Genomic DNA, 19,151 nt, shown 5'->3' with positions numbered 1-19,151 from the left:
TTTACACCCTTTCTAGATCTTATTTTTCTTTCATTTTTTTTCCTAAACGAATTTTAATTCCTGTAATTTATTAAATAATATTCCCGTAAGTTCTTCTCCTGTTCCGTGATGGATTTCTCTGTGTGCGTTGACTTCAGGTGGGAAGATTCGCTGTACCTGAGTAGGTGAACCATTCAGTCCATAATGAAGTTCATTCTGATCTTTAAGATCTGCCAGGCTGATTACAGTGATTTCACGATCCTTGGTTTCCTGTTTTTTTACATAGGATGGAAGCCTTGGCATAAAAATATCTTTATCAACCGAAAGAAGACATGGGAATTGAATCCTGGTTATTTCAATATCATGAAGCATATCCATTTCCACTGTCATGTTATCCTCATTAATATCTACAATCTTTGATACATTGGAAACACATGGGATATTAAGCCATTCGGAAACTTCCGGCCCCACCTGAGCCGTATCTCCATCCGTAGTCTGTTTTCCGCAGAGGATTAAATCAAAGTCTCCAATGGTTTTAATTCCCTGGGAAATAGTGTAACTGGTTGCCAAAACATCGGCACCGCCGAATTTACGGTCAGAGATTAAAACTCCCTTATCTACACCCATGGCAAAAGCTTCCCTTATTACCACCGCAGCCTGTCCGGGACCCATTGTTAGTGCATAAATGGTTCCTCCCATTTTTTCACGTATTCTGAGTGCCGTTTCAATGGCATATAAATCATAGGGATTCATTTTGGATTCCACTCCGTTTCTTTTTAATACTCCGGTAACCGGGTCCACCTCCACTTTATTGCTGTCCGGGACCTGTTTAATACATACTAAAATATTCATACTTTTCACCTTTCCTTTTATTCATTATCAATTTAATTTTATTTGAAATTCTTAGTTGATTTATATGATAAATCTATTTGATAATTTCAATAATAATTACCCTAACAGCTGTGCTCCCACATAGGTTAAGGCACCTACAATTCCTAAAAATAAGAGGTAATATTTAAAGGTGCCTTTTAAAAGCACACTCTCTTTGCCCTGCAAATGAACAGCTGCAACAGCAACCGCAATACTTTGTGGAGAAATCATTTTAGCCGTGGTCGCCCCTGCTGTATTGGATGCCGAAATCCAGACCTGGTTCAGATTAAGAGCCGCACCGGTTTCAGCCTGTAAACCTCCGAATAACACACTGGAGGAAGTACCGCTGCCCGTTACAAAAGTTCCAATAGAACCAAGAAGAGGTGCAAATAACGGGTAAAATGATCCGGTAACTGTTACAAACATAAGTGATATGGATGCTATCATTCCGCTGTAACCCATCAATTTAGCCGTCGCCATAATGGAAATGATAGTTACTACAGTCTTAAACATTTGAATTATTGTCTTTTTTAAAACAGTAATCATTTCACTAAAACCGGCTCCCTGTATTTTCCCTCCCACTAAAGCTGCAAGGATAATCCATAATCCGGGAGTGGTCAGCCAGGAAAAAGTATATGGGGCAGCACCTTCCCCTGTGTATATATTCACAGAAGTTTTTACAACTGCCAATAATTCATTCAGCGGTGCTATTAATTTGGAGGTTCCCAGTAAGAAAAAGAAAATTAAAATAAATGGACTCCAGGCTATAAGCGCTTCTCTTCCTGTTATTTTGTTTTCATTTTTCTCTTCCAGACAATATTCAGGGCTTATGACCTTTTTACCAAATAACTTGGCTGCGCCTGCCGTACACAACATGGAACACACAGAACCGATTACTACTGGCAGCTCAGCACCAAGAAATTTTGCTACCAGAAATTCAGGAATTAAAAATGTTAATCCGGATATAAGGGTAATTAATTCAATACCTTTAAATGGATTTTTTGATCTCCCTAATTCGGAATTTCCTTTTGCACTTTTGTTAATATTCCCTCCTTTTTCAGCTTTCCCTGTTAAATATACCAGGATAAAAGGTGTTAATATAATCAAAGGCGCCAGTAATATAACCGTATTGGTAGATAATCCAACAACATCAAGGCTTGTTATCCCTGCTAATGTAGTTGTGGGTATTCCGATAGATCCAAACGCGGTTGGCGTAGCATTAGCTATCAGGCAGACAATTGCTGCAAATACCGGGTTGAACCCTAACCCCCACAGCATACTTGCCGGTATGGCAACAGCGGTTCCAAAACCTGCCATTCCCTCCATAAAACCTCCGAAACCCCAGGCAATAATCAATACTAATACTCTTTTATCATTTGTGACACTTGCTAACATTTTTTTGATCATATCCATCTTGCCGGTTGCAAGACATACGTTATAAGTAAAAATCGCGGCAATAATTACAATAATAATCGGCCATAAAGCCAATGCACTTCCCTCTGCAACCGCCGTGATACTATCTTGTAACGGCATTTCCCATACGGTAACTGCTAATGTATACGCAATAACCAGAGCTATGGCACATGCTTTAAATCCTGGGATTTTAAAAGCCGTTAAGGCTACAATCAGCCAAATGATCGGGAGTAACGCTAAAACAAATGCAACTGTCATATTCATGTTTGCTCCTATCTACCTGCAAGCAGGGAACTTTTCCTTCTTCTTAGTTTCAATTGGACTGCATTTTTATCACGTGATTTTCTGCATATTGGTAGGACCACTTTTAAGGGTAAAAAATAAGTGCTACAAGACAGGAAGTTTTGCAGCACTCCTGTTCCTCCAATTAAGTTTAAATTGGTAGGACCACTTTTTTGTAATTTTATTATACTTTTCTTTATTCCCTATGTCAACGAACGACATTTTTTTAACAAATGATTTGTGATATTTTACTTTTTCCCGTTAATTTTTATTAATTTATCACTATTTGATTTCAATTTTTCGTCAATTATACCAAAATGTTTGTTAATTGCTTCATAAGCAAGGTTTTTATCTCTGTTAACCAGGCTTTTAATCATTTCCGTATGTGCTTCTATCAAAAGCAGTTTACTGTCATTAGAACTTAGTATCTCTCTTCTTAAGTCAACAATAAATTGGTCGATTAATTCGGAAAGAGCCTGCAGAATATCCACAATCAATGTATTATTGGAGGCTATGGCAATGTTATAGTGAAGTTTCTTATCCAAAATTACATTATTCTCTTCTGTTTCATGCTCCAGTTTGCTATTTATTTCATCCAGTTTCTTAATATTCTCATCGGATATATTATCGATGGCCAATAAAAGAGCCTGCAGTTCCAGACCGCGCCGTAATTGGGATACCTGCTGGTAATTGATTTGATTTAATAAAAACATCATCGACAAGGATTCTACCAGATTATTCTCAAAGTTACCGGTTAAATAATTACCCGCACCTTGTTGACTTGATATTACTCCCATTATATCCATGGTTCGGATTGCCTCCCGTACGGAATTACGGCTTACCCCCAGAATTATGGATAGCTCTCTCTCCGCAGGTAATTTTCCCCCCATGCTTAATCTGCCATCCCTAATCTGATTTTTAATATAATCGATTACCTTAATATAAGATTTTTTATGTAATTCCCTATCTTCCATCGGTATCACTCCTTGTCTTCTCTATAAGTTCATTTTAATTGCAGGGGCTTTAAAATGCAATTATTTTCTCCTAAAAATGATCAAAAAAAATATGCTGTTCTTTGACTTATAGACAACAACTTAATTTTATAATAAAATTAAGTCAGAAATGATACAAAATATTAGGCCGCTATATGGATAATAATAATGATACAAAATAAGGATACAAAATAATGCTGAACAAAGAAAGGAAATTTTATGGAAAAGATTAATTGGGGTGTTTTAGGCACCGCTGATATTGCGAAGGGATGTGTAATTCCTGCTATTATACAATCAGCAAATGGTACTCTCTGCGGGATTGCCGGAAGAAATAAAGAGAAAACGGACTCTTTCTTAAAGACTTACGGATTTGAAAAAGCTTATTACAGTTATGAAGCTCTATTGGAGGATGAGGCAATAGAGGCCGTTTATATTCCACTGCCAAATGCACTTCATAAGGAGTGGGTGCTAAAAGCTGCTGCCGGAAAAAAACATATATTGTGTGAGAAACCTTTGTCCGGCTCCGAAAAAGATGTAAAAGAAATGGTACAAGCCTGTGAAGATGCAGGTGTTTATTTTATGGAGGCCTTTGCATATTTACACAGCCCTATTGTGAAATCAATAAAAGAAGCTCTGGATTCCGGTTTAATTGGGGAACCAAGATTTATTGAGACAACTTTCTTAACTCCAAAACCAAAAGATAATGATATTCGCTTAAGAAGAGATACCTTAGGCGGAAGCATCTATGATCTGGGCTGTTATAATGTAAGTTTAATTTTATCACTTCTTGGGGAAGAACCCAGTAAAATAAATGCTTTGCTAATTTTACCGATGATAAAATCGATGATTTTACAGCAGCGTATTTGGAATTCCCAAGTGGCTGCAGGGCATCCATAGTAACAGGGATGTGTGCACATCAAAGAGGGGACCGGTATTTTATCTATGGCACAAACGGAACAATTGAAGCTCCGGTACCTTTTAATGCAAATGGATTATTAAAGTATTATATCCGCACAGAAGACAATACCAGAGAAGTTACGGTGGATGTGCCCAATAATTATATGCTTGAGGTTGAACAGTTTGGCAGATGTATCAGAGAGCAGGAACAGCCTTTTGTAACTCATGCATTTTCAATCGAAACTGCCAGAACTATGGATAAAATACTTTCTCTCATCGGTTATTGATTTATTATAAAAATGTCAGGAGGCAGATAACTTAGTATTTGCATCCTGACAGAGTATAATGATTAAACTATTTAAATTTTTATGACAATCTACATTGTCATTCGATTCTTTTTCGCTGTCCTGATTATATCCCGGCGAAGCGTTTTCTGGTATACATAAAATAATAAATAACAAAGAATACGGATGTTGTAAACCACGTCAGGGGATAACTGAAAATTACGGTTTTAATGTCCGGCCATATGGGTACAGCGGTAAAAATCCACATAATACGTAAAACACATACACCGAAACAGGTTAATATCATCGGAATAAATGCACTTCCCATTCCTCTTAAGGAGCCCGAAAAAATTTCTATAGAGACATAGGTAAAATAAGTCGGAGCCAGAAAAAGTAATATTTCCATTCCCCTGTTCACAACTGATTGATCTCTGGTGAATAACTGAAAAATATAAGAGCCTCCGAATGATAAGGTAATACTCAGGCTAATTGCTGCGGCCATAGCCATAACAAAACATACACGAATTCCTTTTTTAACCCTGTCGATTTTACCCGCACCAAAGTTCTGACCAACAAAAGTCGTTACTGAGATACCAAAAGAGCCCATGATCATCCAGAAAATACCGTCGATTTTACCATATGCTGTCCAGGCTGCTATGGTATCCGTACCAAATTGATTCACTGTAGATTGAATTAATAAATTGGATATGGAGTACATAAGGGATTGAAAACCTGCAGGCACACCGATATGTATAATTTTAGCCAGCATCTCTTTATGAAAACGAATTTTATTTAAATAAAGGCGATAACATTCATTCGTCTTCATTAAAGTAAGGCAAACCAATATAGCACTAAAAAACTGTGATATTACTGTCGCGATTGCCGCTCCCGCAACACCCCACTTAAAATGTAAAACAAAAAGAAAATCCAATGCGATATTTAAGAAACTGCTAAGTATTAAAAAGTATAAAGGCCTTTTGGAATCGCCTATTGCTCTTAGTATACCGGCACCCATATTATATACAAGATTAGCTATCATACCTCCAAAATAGATCCGTATAAAAACTACAGAATATGGCATAATTTCATCTGGAGTACCCATAAGTCTTAAGGCTGTCGGTGCTAAAAGAATACCGACGATCATAATAAATGCCCCTCCGGTTATGGCAAGCATGATAGCTGAATGAACCGCCTTACTTAAGTGTTCCTGCTGCTTTCCGCCGTAATATTGAGAAATCGTGACGGTAGCACCGGTTGATATACCGATAAAACATCCTACAAATACATTAATAATTGCCGAGGTTGTACCGCCGACCGCCGATAAAGCTTCCTTGCCAACATATTGTCCTACGACAATAGCATCTGCCGTAGTATAAAGCTGTTGAAAAAAAGTACCAAACAGCAATGGAAAGAAAAAGAAAAGCAGCTGCTTCCAAATGACTCCTTCTGTAATGCTGTATCTGCCTGACTTGTCCTGTCTCATAATTAGCTCCTTTGTTGCCAAATACATTTTAACATCTGATAGTAAATTATACTCGATTATTAGGACAGTTTCAATTATTTCAGATTATATTTTTTTATTACAAATAGTGATTTTAATTAGACTATACATATAAATAATTCACCAATCTTTCCTGTTAAAAAATTAATAATTCAAGTATTTATTAAATTTCTTTATTAAAAACTAAAAATTTTCGACCCATATTTTTTTGGAATCTGCTTATACTATAACTAATTACTTAGTAAGAAAGGAACTTGAAAATGGACAATAATAAAAACAGAATGAAAGACAGAGAAAAAAGCAATCCTGAACTTAGAAAAATGAAACCTAAGGAGAATGCGGACGTAGGAATAGAAAACGGGCAAATAATTGGTGTACACGAAGGAAAACATGAGAAAAGAAAATCTGAGAAGTAGTTTACTTTATTTTACGATATTTTTAATATAAACATTTGAGTGCAAAATTATCTAAACTTTGCACTCTTTTTAATCATAACTATTTTTACTTTTTATTTCCACTATAATTTGCAGTTAGGCCCATTGCAATTAGCTGAACGCGGTAATCATTTTATTAATATTACTCTATTGTTATAAAGTTAGGTGTACTGTCAGAAAAATTAGTTTTTTCTTTATTTTTTGTTTTATCTTTTAATTCTTTTTCAGCCCTGACAGCAGCATCCAGTACTTCTTTATATTGTGCACTGTAACCTATACTCAGCAGTTTCTTGTCATATCTTGAGAAACATAATAAAGCTATTTCCCCATTTGCTCCTTTAACGTCTATAGAAATCGACGGATCATTATTACCGTAACCCTGTCCGTTGTACTCAACTGACTTTATACTGCCGTGGACAACATTAAACTCCGCTGCTGCTTTTTTGGCCAGTTCAATATATTCCTGAGGATTTTTAGCAAGTGCAGCATCATAAGCTACGGAAACATCTTCTTTTAGTGTCCTATCATAGCCTATTTGAAATAATTCTCCTGTCACTGAATCTACTGAAAAATAATAGCTTTGTTTTCCGTCAATCCATACTTCTGCAGACCAGCCGGTTCGTGAAAAAGTTTCCGTTGGCAGATCATATCCCATTTTGATTTCCTGCCCCTCTAAATTAACACCGAATATCTTCCATAAAGCCTGAGCACCGATTTCTGCCGCAGCTTCTTTCGTTATATCCTTACTATCAGGCTTATTATTTTTGTAACATTCCAAATCAATTGTCCCTATGGTATAGTTTGCTTTAACGTAACCTTCCGGAACTTTCTTGTCCGTACTTTTTACAGAATCCTTGGTGTATTCCGTGTAACTGGTAGGAACCTTTTCTGTTTTTTTGAATTCTGCTGCTACTGCTGCCTGGGTAAATCCCTCGAACAACAAGGTTCCGGTCACTAAAACAACCGCAGAGGTTAATATGGTCTTCCTTAAGTTTTTCATTTCCAATTTACTTCTTTTCATTGTAATATCTCCTTTATTATTTTTATCTGTGATTACAATAATAAGTATAAAAGAGCCGTTTTATAGAATTATAATGAAGTTATGTTGAAGTTGTAAAAATTATCTTAGCTGTCGTCCCTTTTTCCGGGTAGCTCTCAAAAGTTAACCGTGCCCCGTGACAGACCGCAATCTGGGTGCACAGTGCTAATCCCAGACCTGCTCCGCCGTCCTTTCGGTTTCGTGATTTTTCGGCCCGGTAAAAAGGTTCTGTAATATGATTTAATACCTCTTGTGTCATTCCTTTGCCGTCATCCTGTATGTAAATCATCTTATTTTCTTCTTCCTTACCGGCCCCTACTGTAATATGACCGCCCTGGCTGCAAGCCTTAACAGCATTATCCGCAAGATTAAGAACCAGGCTTTCTAGCAGACAGGCATCTCCTCTTACAGTATCCAGTTCACAGAGAAATTTTGTTTGGATATCTTTTTCTTTAAATTTACTATCCAGAGTATGCCGTATCAATTCAAAAACCCCCGGAACACTTACTGTTTCCCATACGATCTGGTCATTTTTTAAGTTGGCAAGCTCTAATAACTGATATGCCATGGTCTGCAGTCTGCGGCTTTCTGACATAATATACTGTGTTGAAGATAACTGGTCCTCCTCTGTCACGGCAGCCTTCTGCAAATACTCTGCATATCCGTAAATCGCCGTTAAAGGTGTACGCAGCTCATGGGCAAAATTATCAATAAACTGCTGTTTTTTTTCCGCAGCGGTAATCAGTTCCGTCATCTGTTTTTGTATCTCTTCCGCCATATGATTAAAACTCCTGACCATATCAGAAAGTTCATCCTGTCCCAATACCGGAAGTCTGGTTTCATAAGCTCCTGCCGCAATTTCTCCTGATATGTGGGATATTTGTGCAAGTGGTCTGAAGATCCGGTTCAGTAATGCATGAAGACCTAATGCTAACAGTGCAGAGAGTAAAAATCCTATAACATACAGCATGTTTTTCATCTTTTCCCAGCTGTTTATGGCTTCCGTCATATCATACAGGTAAACAAAAATATAAGAGTTATACGGAGCGGGCATTTTCCCTGAGACAATTATATAGTTATTTTTTCCGGTTTTCTGCAGGGATATCAGCCGGTTTTCATCCTCCGGCAGTTTTAAAAACCGTTCTGGTACTGTGATATTCCCCAAGTCAGAATAAACAAGTTCGTTATTCTTATACAGGGCTATTAAAGCCTTATTGTTTCCGGTAAGGTAACGGTAAGGTGTAAGCAGGGAATTCACGGTACTTTCAATACTCACTCCACGACTTTCTACCGCGTTAAAATCTTTTAGAATTGCGGATGTTATAAAATAATGTTCCCCTAAACTTCCCTCTTTCGATCGGTTAACTGTATCCTGAAAGGATGTAATTGAAATAATAAAAATTCCAAGGTTAAACGTAAACAGGAACAATATGAGGGTTGTTAAAAAAGTCCTGTATTTCATAATCCTACCTCTAACCGGTAACCAAGCTTATAAACCGTCTTTATGACATTCTCCCAGCCCAGTTTTTTCCTGAGTTTTTGAATATGCACATCTATAGTGCGGGTATCTCCCTCATAATCATATCCCCATACCAGTTCGAGAAGCCGTTCTCTGGATAAGGCAATATTTCGGTTATTGACTAGTACTTCCAGTAATTCATATTCTTTTGGGGTACATTCCACAAGCTTCTCCAAATAAAACACCTGACGACTGTTAAAATCAATTTTAACGGAACCGTTTATAAAACAACTGCGGGTTTTCTGCGTCCTCCTCAGTACTGCTTCCACACGTGCCAGAAGTTCCAGCATTTCAAAGGGCTTTGTCAGATAATCATCCGCTCCCAGAGAAAAGCCTTTGATACGGTCTCCTAAACTGCTTCGTGCGGTCAGAAAAATCGTAGGTGTTTTGTCTACCTCTTTAAACACTTCAAATCCATCTATTTCCGGCAGCATAATATCTAATATTATTAAATCAAAATTATGTTCCTGCATCTGATTAATGGCATTTTTCCCATCAAATGCAGAAGTACAGCGGTGACCTACCAGCTGTAAATTTCGTTTTACAAGTTCATTAATTGATATTTCATCCTCAACAATCAGGATTTCTGCCATAGTAATCCACCTCCTTAAAAGTTATTATAATAACAACTTATTATAGAGTTGTAAAATTATATGGCAAAATCAAGGCAGTTTTACTGTCAAGTTAACTCATTTACAACATTATATTAATATATGTAATCCTGGTACTGCAAAATAAGAAATATTAGTTACTCGTACTCCCCCTCCCCTGGGCTTATTGGAAACATTTCACGTATAGTCAATGATTTCGCAGTATTATATAATAACCTTGCAGGGCTAAATTAGTCCGCATGCGTTAAGCGTCTATACAGGGTGAACCCGTATACACAAATTGCATTCGCATAAATTTTGCGCCATAGTAAAGGCAGATGGGAGAGACATATGAAAAAAGTGGGGGTAATATTACTTATTTTTTCGCTTATCCTTAGTATTTTTCCAAAGACAGCATTCGCTGCAGAAAATACTAATTTTGATCAGGAACTGATACAATACTTAAATGAAGTCAGTGTAGAAAGAGGTTTTGAGGTTTCGAAAGAAAACATTGAAGCCATCCTTTCCACCTATGATGAAAGACTTAAAGATTTTGATTCGGCTGCCGATTTAAAGAGTTTTCTGGGAGAAGTTATAAAGGCAGATTTTAGTAACTTATCAGGTATTTATGAAAACAATGATTTAGACCAGGAGAAACTTGAACAATTACTGAAGGATAATGGTGAAACCTTAGAGGATTATATTTATCTCAATGATCTTGTATTCGCAGTTTATTTCTATCAGGAAAACGGTGAATTTGTAAGAGATCCGGATTTTGACCAGAAGTTCGCAGCGTATTTAACCAAGATCAGCAGCGAAAGAGGTTTTGAAGTAACAAAAGAAACTGTTGAAGCCGCACTGGCAGACTATGATATGCGCCTGGACAATTTTGAAACCGTAGAACAGGTAAGTGATTTCTTAGGAGAGGTTATTCAAGCCGATCTCAGTAATCTGGACTATATTTATGAGACCTATGATCTGGATAAAGAAGCTCTTCTTAAGTTGTTAGAAAATAATGGGAAAGAAATTAATAATTTCATATTTCTGGATGACTTAGAAGAAATTGTCTGGACTTCTAATGGGGGTGAACTCCCCGGGTTTGATGATGTTCTCGGCGGGATTACTTCTATCATGGGAAAAATAGGTTTGACCGAGGACGAATTACAAAAACTAATGAATTATTTTCTTTCCATGGAAGATTATTTCTCGGATCCTGCATTAGAAAAACAGTTGGATGCCATCGGAAACCGTTTATTGCCTTTTTATGATTTAGCAGATACCAAACATCTTACTGACGGACAAATTTCTGAATTAGCATCCATTTATGAAGATTTACTGTCCTTTTTTAAGCTGAACGCTGTCTTAACCTTTAAATCCAATGGTAAAGAGACACCCATATCTTTTGAAAAATTATTTCAAATGTTAAATAACAATGAGTTGAAAGATTTTAACTTAATCGTGGAGCTGTTTGGTTCCGACTCACAGCTGCTTGCTGATTTTAATATTCCAAGTAATATCTTTGGAGAATTAGTTGATGTAGTAGAAGACTCTACCGAAGGGGTAATTAATGCAGTAGATAAACCTGCCGTTACCAAACCGGCAAAATCTAAACCGGAAGTTAAAACCATAAAAGGCGGCAAATTGCCCAAAACCTCTTCTGATTACCTGCCTAATGCTTTAATCGGTCTTTTCTTTGTATTAACGGGCGTTATACTATACCGAAAATTAAGGAATGAGGAAAATGAAATTATTAAAGAAAGTCCCAAAATGGAATAAATTTGTTTATTTTCGAATCTTTTCATTTGTTCTTATTATAACTGCGATAAGTTTTACGGCAGATAATCTTTTTAAGTTTTCAAAAGGTTTTTTTGCTGCGGTTTCTGATGAAAATACCTCAGCGACAAATAGTATAAATATAGAAACCAACGATAAAACTACTGACTTAGATATATCCAAGGCTGCTGATAATAATAACACAGATACTGATTCAGCTGACGTTGTTTTATATCCTGTCCGCCCAAAAAAAGGTGAGGAAATCGGAGAATTATATATTAAAAAAATAAATGCTACTCTTCCCATATATGAGGGCACGAATGAGGATGAGCTTGAAAAGGGTGTAGGGCATTATGAAGGAAGTGTTCTACCCGGTGAAAATGATAATGCGGTATTAGCCGGTCATCGCGATACCGTGTTTCGAAAGCTTGGGAAAGTAGGCAAAGGTGATTTACTTATAGTTCGCACCTCTGCAGGAGAATTTAAATACAAAGTGAAAAAAGTACGAATCGTTGATAAGGAAGACCGCACCGTTATTGTTCCGAAGCCGAGTACAACGCTGACAGTCAGCACCTGTTATCCCTTTGACTATATAGGCTCCGCACCAAAACGTTACATTCTGGTGGCCTATCTTGCTGATAAAACATTGAATTAAACTGGGGCTGTCGCACTAAAATGTGTGCGGCACCCTTTTTTATTAGAGGTATTTATCACCTTTTAGGCTATCAAAATAGCATCTGATTATTAGAGTTATTTAGGGAAAGTGGAAGATGCTTCTTTACGCTTGTTCAATCGCTAAAGCAACAGCCTCATAAAATACCAGATTGATAACATTATTCCAAGATTTATTGTGATAAGTTAATAAAATCATTCATAAGAGTGTGAATATCCATTATTGTTCCTGTTAAAAGGATACGTACTATTTTTTTCTTTCCGTTATAAGAGTAAGAAAACGTTACCTTACCATATTGATTAGAGTTCACCAATTCTATCATTCTGTTACAGATATTTTCAGCTTTATCATTATCAACATTTGAATAATCATAGATCGAACAAACTGAATTTTCATTTTTAACCTCATTGGACAAATAATTAAAAACAATTCCGTATTTTTTGCTCTGAACACTCTGATTAACAAAGTCTACTTTAAAAAATTTATCTATATCATCAGCAGTAAATCTCCATACGCCGTCTATCTTCTTGCCAGATAAGAAATCTTTAGTAATATAATTTCGAATTGTTCTTGTAGAAAGCATTGTCATAACGGACAAATCATCAATGGTGAAAAACTCTTTCATAATATAGCCCCTTTCTTCTATTTTCATATGTTTGTAAACTATATGTTCATTATAAATAGAAACAAGGGGCATTTCAATTTGAAAAAACTCAATTTTTTCATATCAACTCGAATTATATACATCGTTAAATCAATCCAATCAACTCATTCAATCTGCCGTCACGTAAAAATACCGGTATAACGTCCAGTTCAGCTGTAACAGTGACAGTCTGCCCGCCTTCATAATCCTTACCGTCGTGGACATTAGTCCATATGGCACCTTTTGGCAAATATACATTTCTTTCAAACATATCTTCATACATAACAGGAGCTACCAGAATATCACTGCCATACATATACTCATCTTTTAATTCCCAGCAGATTTCCTCTTTCGGGAATTCATAAAACATGGTTCTCATAACAGGTTTTCCCATAGAATGGGCTTCTTCCATAAGTTCTCGAGTATACGGCCTCATGGCTTCCCTAAATCTGATATACTTTACCATAATATTATAATTTTCTTCTCCAAAACTCCAAACTTCATTATCACTGCCAGAACTTATAGCTTCGCTTCCGTCTTTTCTATACACTTTTTCACCCGGTCCCCTATCACCATGCAGACGCATTACCGGACAGAAAGTGCCCCATTCAAACCAGCGGATTAAAAGTTTCTGAAAATCTTCGTTCTCAGTGAAACCACCGCTAAAGCCGCCAATATCCGTTGTCCACCAGGGAATACCTGCAATACCCATATTAAGCCCTGCACACAGCTGCTTTCTGAACGTCTCATAATCACAGTGAATATCACCCGACCAGACCAGTGCTCCGTATCTCTGGCTGCCTGCCCAGGCACAGCGTACCAGATTTATGATATTATCCTGACCGGATTCTCTCAAACCATCATAAAAAGTTCTGGAATAAAGCTGGGGATAAATATTGCCTACCTGTATATTTGTTCCCAGGAAATAGCGGTAATTATCAAAATCATAAACCGTATACTCCGGTTCGGCTTCATCCAGCCAAAATACTTTTATTCCTTTACTATAGTAGTTTTTCCTGCATTTATCCCATACATAATTCCTTGCTTTTGGATTAGTGGCATCAAAGAAAACACTCTCCCCGCCAAAACACATACAGATTTCAACTCCTCTTTCCGTTTTAACCAAAAGTCCTTTCTGCTGCATTTCGGCGAAATTCTCACTCTTCAAATCAATTTGCGGCCACACGGATACCATTAGCTCAATCCCCATTTCTTTTAATTCTTTCACCATAACCTCCGGATCCGGAAAAAATTCATCATCGAAACGGAAATCACCCATTTTAGGCCAGTGGAAGAAATCACATACAATAAGATTAATGGGGATATTTCTCTTCTTATATTCCCTAGCTACATTTAGCAGCTGTTCCTGATTCCAATACCTAAGTTTACACTGCCAGAATCCCATACCGTATTCCGGCATCATAGGCACCTTACCGGTAACATCAGCATATGCCCTTTCAATCTCATCCGGCGTATCTCCAGCAGTAATCCAATAATCCATCTGCTTAGTGCTTTCTGCGTACCATTCGGTATTATTCTTACCAAAGCTTACCCGTCCCACTGCCGGATTATGCCATAAAAAACCATAACCAAGGCTTGATAATACAAAAGGAACGCTGGCCTGAGAATTACGATGTGCCAGCTCCAGATTGCAGTTCTTTATATTTAAAATATCCTGCTGATATTGTCCCATACCATATAACTTTTCCTCACTAGCGGAAGCAAAAGTTACTGTCAGACTATAATCTCCACCAAGATTTGGCTTGAACGTGCGGTTCTTCTTATTTAAAGCTCCGCCATCCCCGGCTTCTTTTAACAGAAGCTCTCCCTTCTGGTTATAGAAACTGATAGTACATTTTTTATTCCAGCCGGATACTTCTAAAACTGCTTTGATTTTTCCGTTAACAATCTCTCCCCTGTATTCCTCCGTCTGAATGTGCGGTACATGTTCCGGCTGTGGTAACAATGCATAATCCGTATCTATAAGTTGTCCTAAAACTGTGGATCTTACGCGGAAACTGTCTGCACCCCATGGTTCAATACGTAGAGTTTCACCATTAAATTGATACTCCAAACTATTGTTTTCTCTATGGATAAATTCCATTTTCTTTCCTCCTATAAGTTTAAACTTATAGTTATTATACTTATTTTTATGGCAGATTTCCGTATATATTTTGACCGATTCTATTATTATCTTAATAAATTGCATAACCAAAAAACTTAAACACCTAACCTGATTATTTCTTATCACCTATTTTTATGGTAAAACTCCATATCAGTACCGATTATCCACTTCCAAATCCCATACAGACTTTAATATTTCTTTCGCTGCTCCAGAATTTAAACCTTTATCTGGACGCGCTCATCCTTTTACAGCACCAATCATAACACCTTTCTCAAAATACTTTTGAATAAATGGATAGATGCATAAGATTGGAACTGTAGATACAATAATTACGCCATATTTAATCTGATCCGCAAATTGCTGCGCATAACTTCCGGCTCCGGCTCCGGCACCCGAACCGGCACCTCCCGCAAATGCCTGATTTACAAGCAAGATGTTCCTTAATACTACCTGCAGCGGTTGCAGCCCATCCTTGTTCAGATAAAGTAAAGCATTAAAAAAATCATTCCAATGCCCTACCATATAATATAGAAAAATAACAGATATGACTGCCTTGGAAAGTGGTATGACCACCGTGCCAAAATATTTAAAATGTGAACAGCCGTCTAAAATGGCTGCCTCATATAAATCGTCCGGCAAAGAACTTTCCATAAATGTTCTTGTAATAATTAGATTATAGACACTCATGGCAGTAGGTAAGATCATCGCCCAGGGAGTATTAATAATTTTCAGATCATTTATTAACATATAGGTCGGAACCATACCACCGCCAAAATACATGGTAAATACAAATAATGCCATGATAATTTTTCGTTCCCTGAAGTTCTTTCTGGACAGGGCATATGCCGCAGGTAATGTTACTGCAAGATTAACCAGAGTTCCACCAATTGTGTACAAAATAGTATTCAGATATCCGTGCCATATACGTGAATCTTTAAATATCTGTTCATAGCCATAAGTACTGAATCCTTTCGGCAAAAAAAGAACTAACCCCTGATTTACATAATTAGAGTTGCTTACGGATGCAATAATAATAAAATATAAAGGATAAACCACTGAAACGAAGGCCAATACACTTACTGTACTAACAAGTATTCTAAAAAAGATATCTGAGCTGCTTCTCTGTCTTAAATTTTTCTTCTTTACAACAACTTTGGACATATTCTTCACCTCCTATACAAGACTAATGTCAGCTTTTTTCTTTGCTATGTAATTAACAACCACTAAACAGGTAAAATTAACTGCTGTATTAAATAAACCAACTGCTGCGCCAAAACTAAACTGACTTGATTTTAACCCTATATTAAATACATACGTTGAGATTACCTCTGAAACGCTTTTATTCAAGGAATTCTGCATTAAAAATGTTTTCTCAAAACCAACACTTAAAATACCTCCCATATTCATAATTAATAGTATGATAATAGTAGGCATAATAGTGGGCAGTTCAATATATCTGACTAATTTCCAGCTGTTTGCACCATCAATTTTAGCTGCATCATATAATTGTGTATCAACAGAAGACAATGCTGCTATAAATATAATACTATTCCAGCCACACGATTGCCAAATACCGGATATCACATAAAGCGGAACAAATTTATTAGCATTTCCCAAGAGGTTAGCATCCGCAGATATAATATGTAATTCTTTCAAAAGATTGCTGATAAGACCTGTAGTCGGTGCACATAAAATATTAAGAATCGCAACCAATACAACTGTTGATATAAAATATGGCAAATAAACCGTTGTCTGGAGAATACGTTTTCTTCTGTTATTTTTAATTTGATTTATTATTAAAGCTAATAAAATCGGTGCAGGGAAACCAAAAACAATAGAAGTTACTGCAATTACAAAAGTATTTCGGATTGTAGGCCAAAACATAGGGCTTGTAAAATATTGATTAAAATATTTAAGTCCGGCCCAATTACCTCCCGTAAATCCCTTGGTAAAATCATAATCCCTGAAAGCAAGCTGGATACCATACATTGGGCCATAGCAGAATATAACTATAAAAATAATAGCAGGTAATACCATTAGCCATAGTTGGTAATCTCTCTTAAATTTCATTCTAAATCCACTTTTGGCGGGCATATATAAATTATTAACAGCACTTTTTTCTTTTTTCATAAGCTCTCCTTTTTAAAAAGAACGGAATGAGACTCTCTGTCTGCACTCCGTCCTAAATAACCATCTCTTTATTATTTTAGAGTAGCTACATAATTCTCATATGCTTTCTGTCTGATTTCAGTGTTTTGTGACTGTCCTGCTTTATTAACCTGATCAACATAGGCGGCCCATGCCGAATTGATATCCGATCCATCCGTGATCCAGGATGCAATCGTTTGCTGTACGATATTATTAACGTTAGCCTGATTTATGGCTAAGGTACTAATATCATCAACACTATATTTCATAAATGCACTGTGATATGCATTTTTCTTTTCATCAAGCTTACTAAACGCAGTATAATTTGATTTTTCATTAACAGCTGCTTCCATATCCGAACTTAAGGTAAGACTGTTTTTTATATCTTCTCTGATATAATAAGGTCCGAAATCCGCTATACTGTTAGTCCATTTCCAGGAACCCGGATCAAGAGAGGTATCTGCCGGTGCCAGAACGGTATATGTACCATCATCATTATCGGAAATACCTTTATCCACCTCATTCATACCACCAAACATAACCTGCATACTAACCAATTTATCATAAAAGCCATCAATAAATTTCATAGCGGCTTCTTTATTCTTGCAGGCGGAACTCATAGCAATTGCATTCCTGCTGTAATTTTCAGCATAAGTATCATTATTCCATCTGACATCCACAGTAGAGTCAGCAGTTACTTTTAATGGAGGTACCACTGCATACTGATCTTTTAATTTAACACCAACCCGGTCTCCGGTTTCCCATCCAAATGTAAAACCAACTTTTGCAACGTCTCCGTCACCTCGGGCCACCGATTGGTATTTTGAATAATCCTGAGTAAATACTTCCGGGTTAATCAGTCCCTCCTGCCATAACTTCTGTATAAATATAGTAAGTTCCTTATAACGATCATCTGTATAATAATTCTTTACCACACCGTCTTCAACAAAATAACCGCAGTCGGCATCGTCTGTAAGCTGAACTCCATAACTTCCTAACAAAACTCTCGGTGAAAAAGCACCTCCGTTTTCGTATCCCTGAAAATCCATAGGAATTTCGTCCGTTGTGTCACCATTTCCATTTGCATCCTGCTCTTTAAAAGCTAACAGTACTTTTTCCAATTCGTCAAAGGTCGCAGGTATTTCTAACCCTAAATTATCCAACCACTTTTTATTAATAAACATTGTGCATGTTGTACTTGGCCAAACACATTTATATCTGGGCGTTGCATAAATTTCTCCATCCATCTCAGAAGCCAGTTGTTTTATCTCCGGTTTGTCAGTAAACATTTCCTGAAGATTAGGTGCGTAAGATTCAATAAGGGGTGACAAATTTTCAAACAAACCCTTATACTGAACATAATCTGAGTCACCCGTAGCATTAAATAACAGATCGGGGATATTACCGCTTGCAAACATTGCGCTTTTTTTAGTATCCCAGTCTGCGGATATTTGCTGCCACTCAACTTCAACCCCACATTTTTCTTCCAAATCTTTAAGCCACTTCATCTCCTTCAAATCCTTGGTCAATGAATGTTTACTAATGAGCGCTGTTAATTTTACTTTCGATCCTCCGCCTGCCGAACTACTGTCAGCTGAAGTTCCGCCTGTTGAATTACTGTCCGTATTTTTGCTTTTGCTGCATCCCGTAAATAACATACTGACCATTAAGACTGTCAAAATTACACTATAAAATCTTTTCTTTATCATAATTCCTCTCCTTTTCATCCCTATATAATAGATAACTGCAAAACTCGCATTTTGATTTACATGCCAAACAATAAATACGATTTCACACCGATTGTGCCCTCTATGGGCATTGAAACCAGAAACATGTATCAATTGTGACGCATATTAAAAAATATACTGTTTCACAGTTACCTTTCCTATATAGCGAGCTTATTATTTTTTTTGCACAATTCCAATAAAAATACTTAATATTTATTATGGATTTATACAAATTATACAAAGGTGAAAGAATCATTTCCCT

17 protein-coding genes are annotated in these 19,151 nt (G+C 36.8%); 5 read left to right on the top strand and 12 right to left on the bottom strand.

The features are described 5' to 3' along the window. Positions 1-42: 42 nt before the first annotated feature. The 3 genes from RBU59_RS24715 to RBU59_RS24705 all read right to left on the bottom strand — a co-directional run bounded on the left by RBU59_RS24715 (position 43) and on the right by RBU59_RS24705 (position 3,518). Entirely contained in the window at positions 43-831 is a 789-nt protein-coding gene (locus tag RBU59_RS24715) for an electron transfer flavoprotein subunit beta/FixA family protein (protein ID WP_308145139.1), read from the bottom strand. 96 nt (positions 832-927) lie between these two features. Further along, positions 928-2,526 (bottom strand): L-lactate permease, encoded by a 1,599-nt coding sequence (locus RBU59_RS24710; protein WP_308145138.1) that lies wholly within the window; start codon positions 2,524-2,526, stop codon positions 928-930. A 266-nt stretch (positions 2,527-2,792) separates the two neighbouring features. Further along, positions 2,793-3,518: a FadR/GntR family transcriptional regulator gene (locus tag RBU59_RS24705; RefSeq protein WP_308145137.1), complete on the bottom strand. Its 726-nt coding sequence runs from the start codon at positions 3,516-3,518 to the stop codon at positions 2,793-2,795. A gap of 237 nt (positions 3,519-3,755) precedes the next feature. Between RBU59_RS24705 and RBU59_RS24700 the strand changes: the two genes are divergently transcribed. Beyond that, on the top strand, positions 3,756-4,433 hold the full coding sequence (locus RBU59_RS24700; protein WP_308145136.1) for a Gfo/Idh/MocA family protein: 678 nt from the start codon (positions 3,756-3,758) through the stop codon (positions 4,431-4,433). After that, positions 4,400-4,720 (top strand): Gfo/Idh/MocA family oxidoreductase, encoded by a 321-nt coding sequence (locus tag RBU59_RS24695; protein WP_308145135.1) that lies wholly within the window; start codon positions 4,400-4,402, stop codon positions 4,718-4,720. The genes RBU59_RS24700 and RBU59_RS24695 overlap by 34 nt, the downstream gene beginning before the upstream one ends. 124 nt (positions 4,721-4,844) lie before the next feature. Here the strand turns inward: RBU59_RS24695 and RBU59_RS24690 are convergent, their stop codons facing one another. Further along, positions 4,845-6,200: an MATE family efflux transporter gene (locus tag RBU59_RS24690; protein ID WP_308145134.1), complete on the bottom strand. Its 1,356-nt coding sequence runs from the start codon at positions 6,198-6,200 to the stop codon at positions 4,845-4,847. Positions 6,201-6,478: 278 nt separating this feature from the next. On the opposite strand from RBU59_RS24690, the gene RBU59_RS24685 reads away from it, so the two are divergent. Further along, entirely contained in the window at positions 6,479-6,634 is a 156-nt protein-coding gene (locus RBU59_RS24685; protein WP_308145133.1) for a hypothetical protein, read from the top strand. Between the two features lie 160 nt (positions 6,635-6,794). On the opposite strand, the gene RBU59_RS24680 is transcribed toward RBU59_RS24685, so the two are convergent. The 3 genes from RBU59_RS24680 to RBU59_RS24670 all read right to left on the bottom strand — a co-directional run bounded on the left by RBU59_RS24680 (position 6,795) and on the right by RBU59_RS24670 (position 9,803). Then, on the bottom strand, positions 6,795-7,673 hold the full coding sequence (locus RBU59_RS24680; RefSeq protein ID WP_308145132.1) for a hypothetical protein: 879 nt from the start codon (positions 7,671-7,673) through the stop codon (positions 6,795-6,797). A gap of 79 nt (positions 7,674-7,752) precedes the next feature. Next, positions 7,753-9,153, bottom strand: a complete 1,401-nt coding sequence (locus RBU59_RS24675; protein WP_308145131.1) for a sensor histidine kinase — start codon at positions 9,151-9,153, stop codon at positions 7,753-7,755. Beyond that, positions 9,150-9,803, bottom strand: a complete 654-nt coding sequence (locus RBU59_RS24670) for a response regulator transcription factor (RefSeq protein WP_308145130.1) — start codon at positions 9,801-9,803, stop codon at positions 9,150-9,152. Before RBU59_RS24670 ends, RBU59_RS24675 begins: the two co-directional genes overlap by 4 nt. Positions 9,804-10,151: 348 nt before the next feature. On the opposite strand from RBU59_RS24670, the gene RBU59_RS24665 reads away from it, so the two are divergent. Together RBU59_RS24665 and RBU59_RS24660 are read left to right on the top strand one after the other, a co-directional pair. Further along, positions 10,152-11,576, top strand: a complete 1,425-nt coding sequence (locus RBU59_RS24665; protein ID WP_308145129.1) for a processed acidic surface protein — start codon at positions 10,152-10,154, stop codon at positions 11,574-11,576. Beyond that, positions 11,542-12,228 carry a class D sortase gene (locus RBU59_RS24660; RefSeq protein ID WP_308145128.1) on the top strand — a complete coding sequence of 229 codons (687 nt, stop codon included), beginning with the start codon at positions 11,542-11,544 and terminating at the stop codon, positions 12,226-12,228. The genes RBU59_RS24665 and RBU59_RS24660 overlap by 35 nt, the downstream gene beginning before the upstream one ends. A gap of 190 nt (positions 12,229-12,418) precedes the next feature. Here the strand turns inward: RBU59_RS24660 and RBU59_RS24655 are convergent, their stop codons facing one another. From RBU59_RS24655 to RBU59_RS24635, 5 genes are all read right to left on the bottom strand, one after another. Then, positions 12,419-12,871 (bottom strand): helix-turn-helix domain-containing protein, encoded by a 453-nt coding sequence (locus tag RBU59_RS24655; protein ID WP_308145127.1) that lies wholly within the window; start codon positions 12,869-12,871, stop codon positions 12,419-12,421. 124 nt (positions 12,872-12,995) lie between these two features. Further along, the gene (locus RBU59_RS24650; protein ID WP_308145126.1) at positions 12,996-14,993 is read right to left on the bottom strand and encodes a glycoside hydrolase family 31 protein; all 1,998 of its coding nucleotides are present in this window, start codon (positions 14,991-14,993) and stop codon (positions 12,996-12,998) included. Between the two features lie 258 nt (positions 14,994-15,251). Continuing rightward, complete coding sequence (locus RBU59_RS24645; protein ID WP_308145125.1) at positions 15,252-16,175, bottom strand: carbohydrate ABC transporter permease; 924 nt, start codon at positions 16,173-16,175, stop codon at positions 15,252-15,254. Between the two features lie 12 nt (positions 16,176-16,187). Next, a complete protein-coding gene (locus RBU59_RS24640) occupies positions 16,188-17,144 on the bottom strand; it encodes an ABC transporter permease (protein WP_308145124.1) in 957 nt (318 codons plus the stop codon). Positions 17,145-17,215: 71 nt separating this feature from the next. Further along, positions 17,216-18,871: an extracellular solute-binding protein gene (locus RBU59_RS24635; protein ID WP_308145123.1), complete on the bottom strand. Its 1,656-nt coding sequence runs from the start codon at positions 18,869-18,871 to the stop codon at positions 17,216-17,218. Positions 18,872-19,151: the final 280 nt, after the last annotated feature.

Origin of the sequence: Anaerocolumna sp. MB42-C2, from assembly GCF_030913705.1 — a bacterium.
GTDB lineage: Bacteria > Bacillota > Clostridia > Lachnospirales > Lachnospiraceae > Anaerocolumna.
This window is presented reverse-complemented; position numbering and strand designations above follow the sequence as displayed.

Excerpts from the sequence above, each read along its gene's own strand:
- RBU59_RS24690 (WP_308145134.1), bottom strand. The coding sequence starts at position 6,200 with ATGAGACAGGACAAGTCAGGCAGATACAGCATTACAGAAGGAGTCATT.
- RBU59_RS24645 (WP_308145125.1), bottom strand. The coding sequence starts at position 16,175 with ATGTCCAAAGTTGTTGTAAAGAAGAAAAATTTAAGACAGAGAAGCAGC.
- RBU59_RS24660 (WP_308145128.1), top strand. The coding sequence starts at position 11,542 with ATGAAATTATTAAAGAAAGTCCCAAAATGGAATAAATTTGTTTATTTT.
- RBU59_RS24710 (WP_308145138.1), bottom strand. The coding sequence starts at position 2,526 with ATGAATATGACAGTTGCATTTGTTTTAGCGTTACTCCCGATCATTTGG.
- RBU59_RS24715 (WP_308145139.1), bottom strand. The coding sequence starts at position 831 with ATGAATATTTTAGTATGTATTAAACAGGTCCCGGACAGCAATAAAGTG.
- RBU59_RS24670 (WP_308145130.1), bottom strand. The coding sequence starts at position 9,803 with ATGGCAGAAATCCTGATTGTTGAGGATGAAATATCAATTAATGAACTT.
- RBU59_RS24685 (WP_308145133.1), top strand. The coding sequence starts at position 6,479 with ATGGACAATAATAAAAACAGAATGAAAGACAGAGAAAAAAGCAATCCT.
- RBU59_RS24700 (WP_308145136.1), top strand. The coding sequence starts at position 3,756 with ATGGAAAAGATTAATTGGGGTGTTTTAGGCACCGCTGATATTGCGAAG.
- RBU59_RS24680 (WP_308145132.1), bottom strand. The coding sequence starts at position 7,673 with ATGAAAAGAAGTAAATTGGAAATGAAAAACTTAAGGAAGACCATATTA.
- RBU59_RS24675 (WP_308145131.1), bottom strand. The coding sequence starts at position 9,153 with ATGAAATACAGGACTTTTTTAACAACCCTCATATTGTTCCTGTTTACG.
- RBU59_RS24640 (WP_308145124.1), bottom strand. The coding sequence starts at position 17,144 with ATGAAAAAAGAAAAAAGTGCTGTTAATAATTTATATATGCCCGCCAAA.
- RBU59_RS24665 (WP_308145129.1), top strand. The coding sequence starts at position 10,152 with ATGAAAAAAGTGGGGGTAATATTACTTATTTTTTCGCTTATCCTTAGT.
- RBU59_RS24635 (WP_308145123.1), bottom strand. The coding sequence starts at position 18,871 with ATGATAAAGAAAAGATTTTATAGTGTAATTTTGACAGTCTTAATGGTC.
- RBU59_RS24655 (WP_308145127.1), bottom strand. The coding sequence starts at position 12,871 with ATGAAAGAGTTTTTCACCATTGATGATTTGTCCGTTATGACAATGCTT.
- RBU59_RS24705 (WP_308145137.1), bottom strand. The coding sequence starts at position 3,518 with ATGGAAGATAGGGAATTACATAAAAAATCTTATATTAAGGTAATCGAT.
- RBU59_RS24650 (WP_308145126.1), bottom strand. The coding sequence starts at position 14,993 with ATGGAATTTATCCATAGAGAAAACAATAGTTTGGAGTATCAATTTAAT.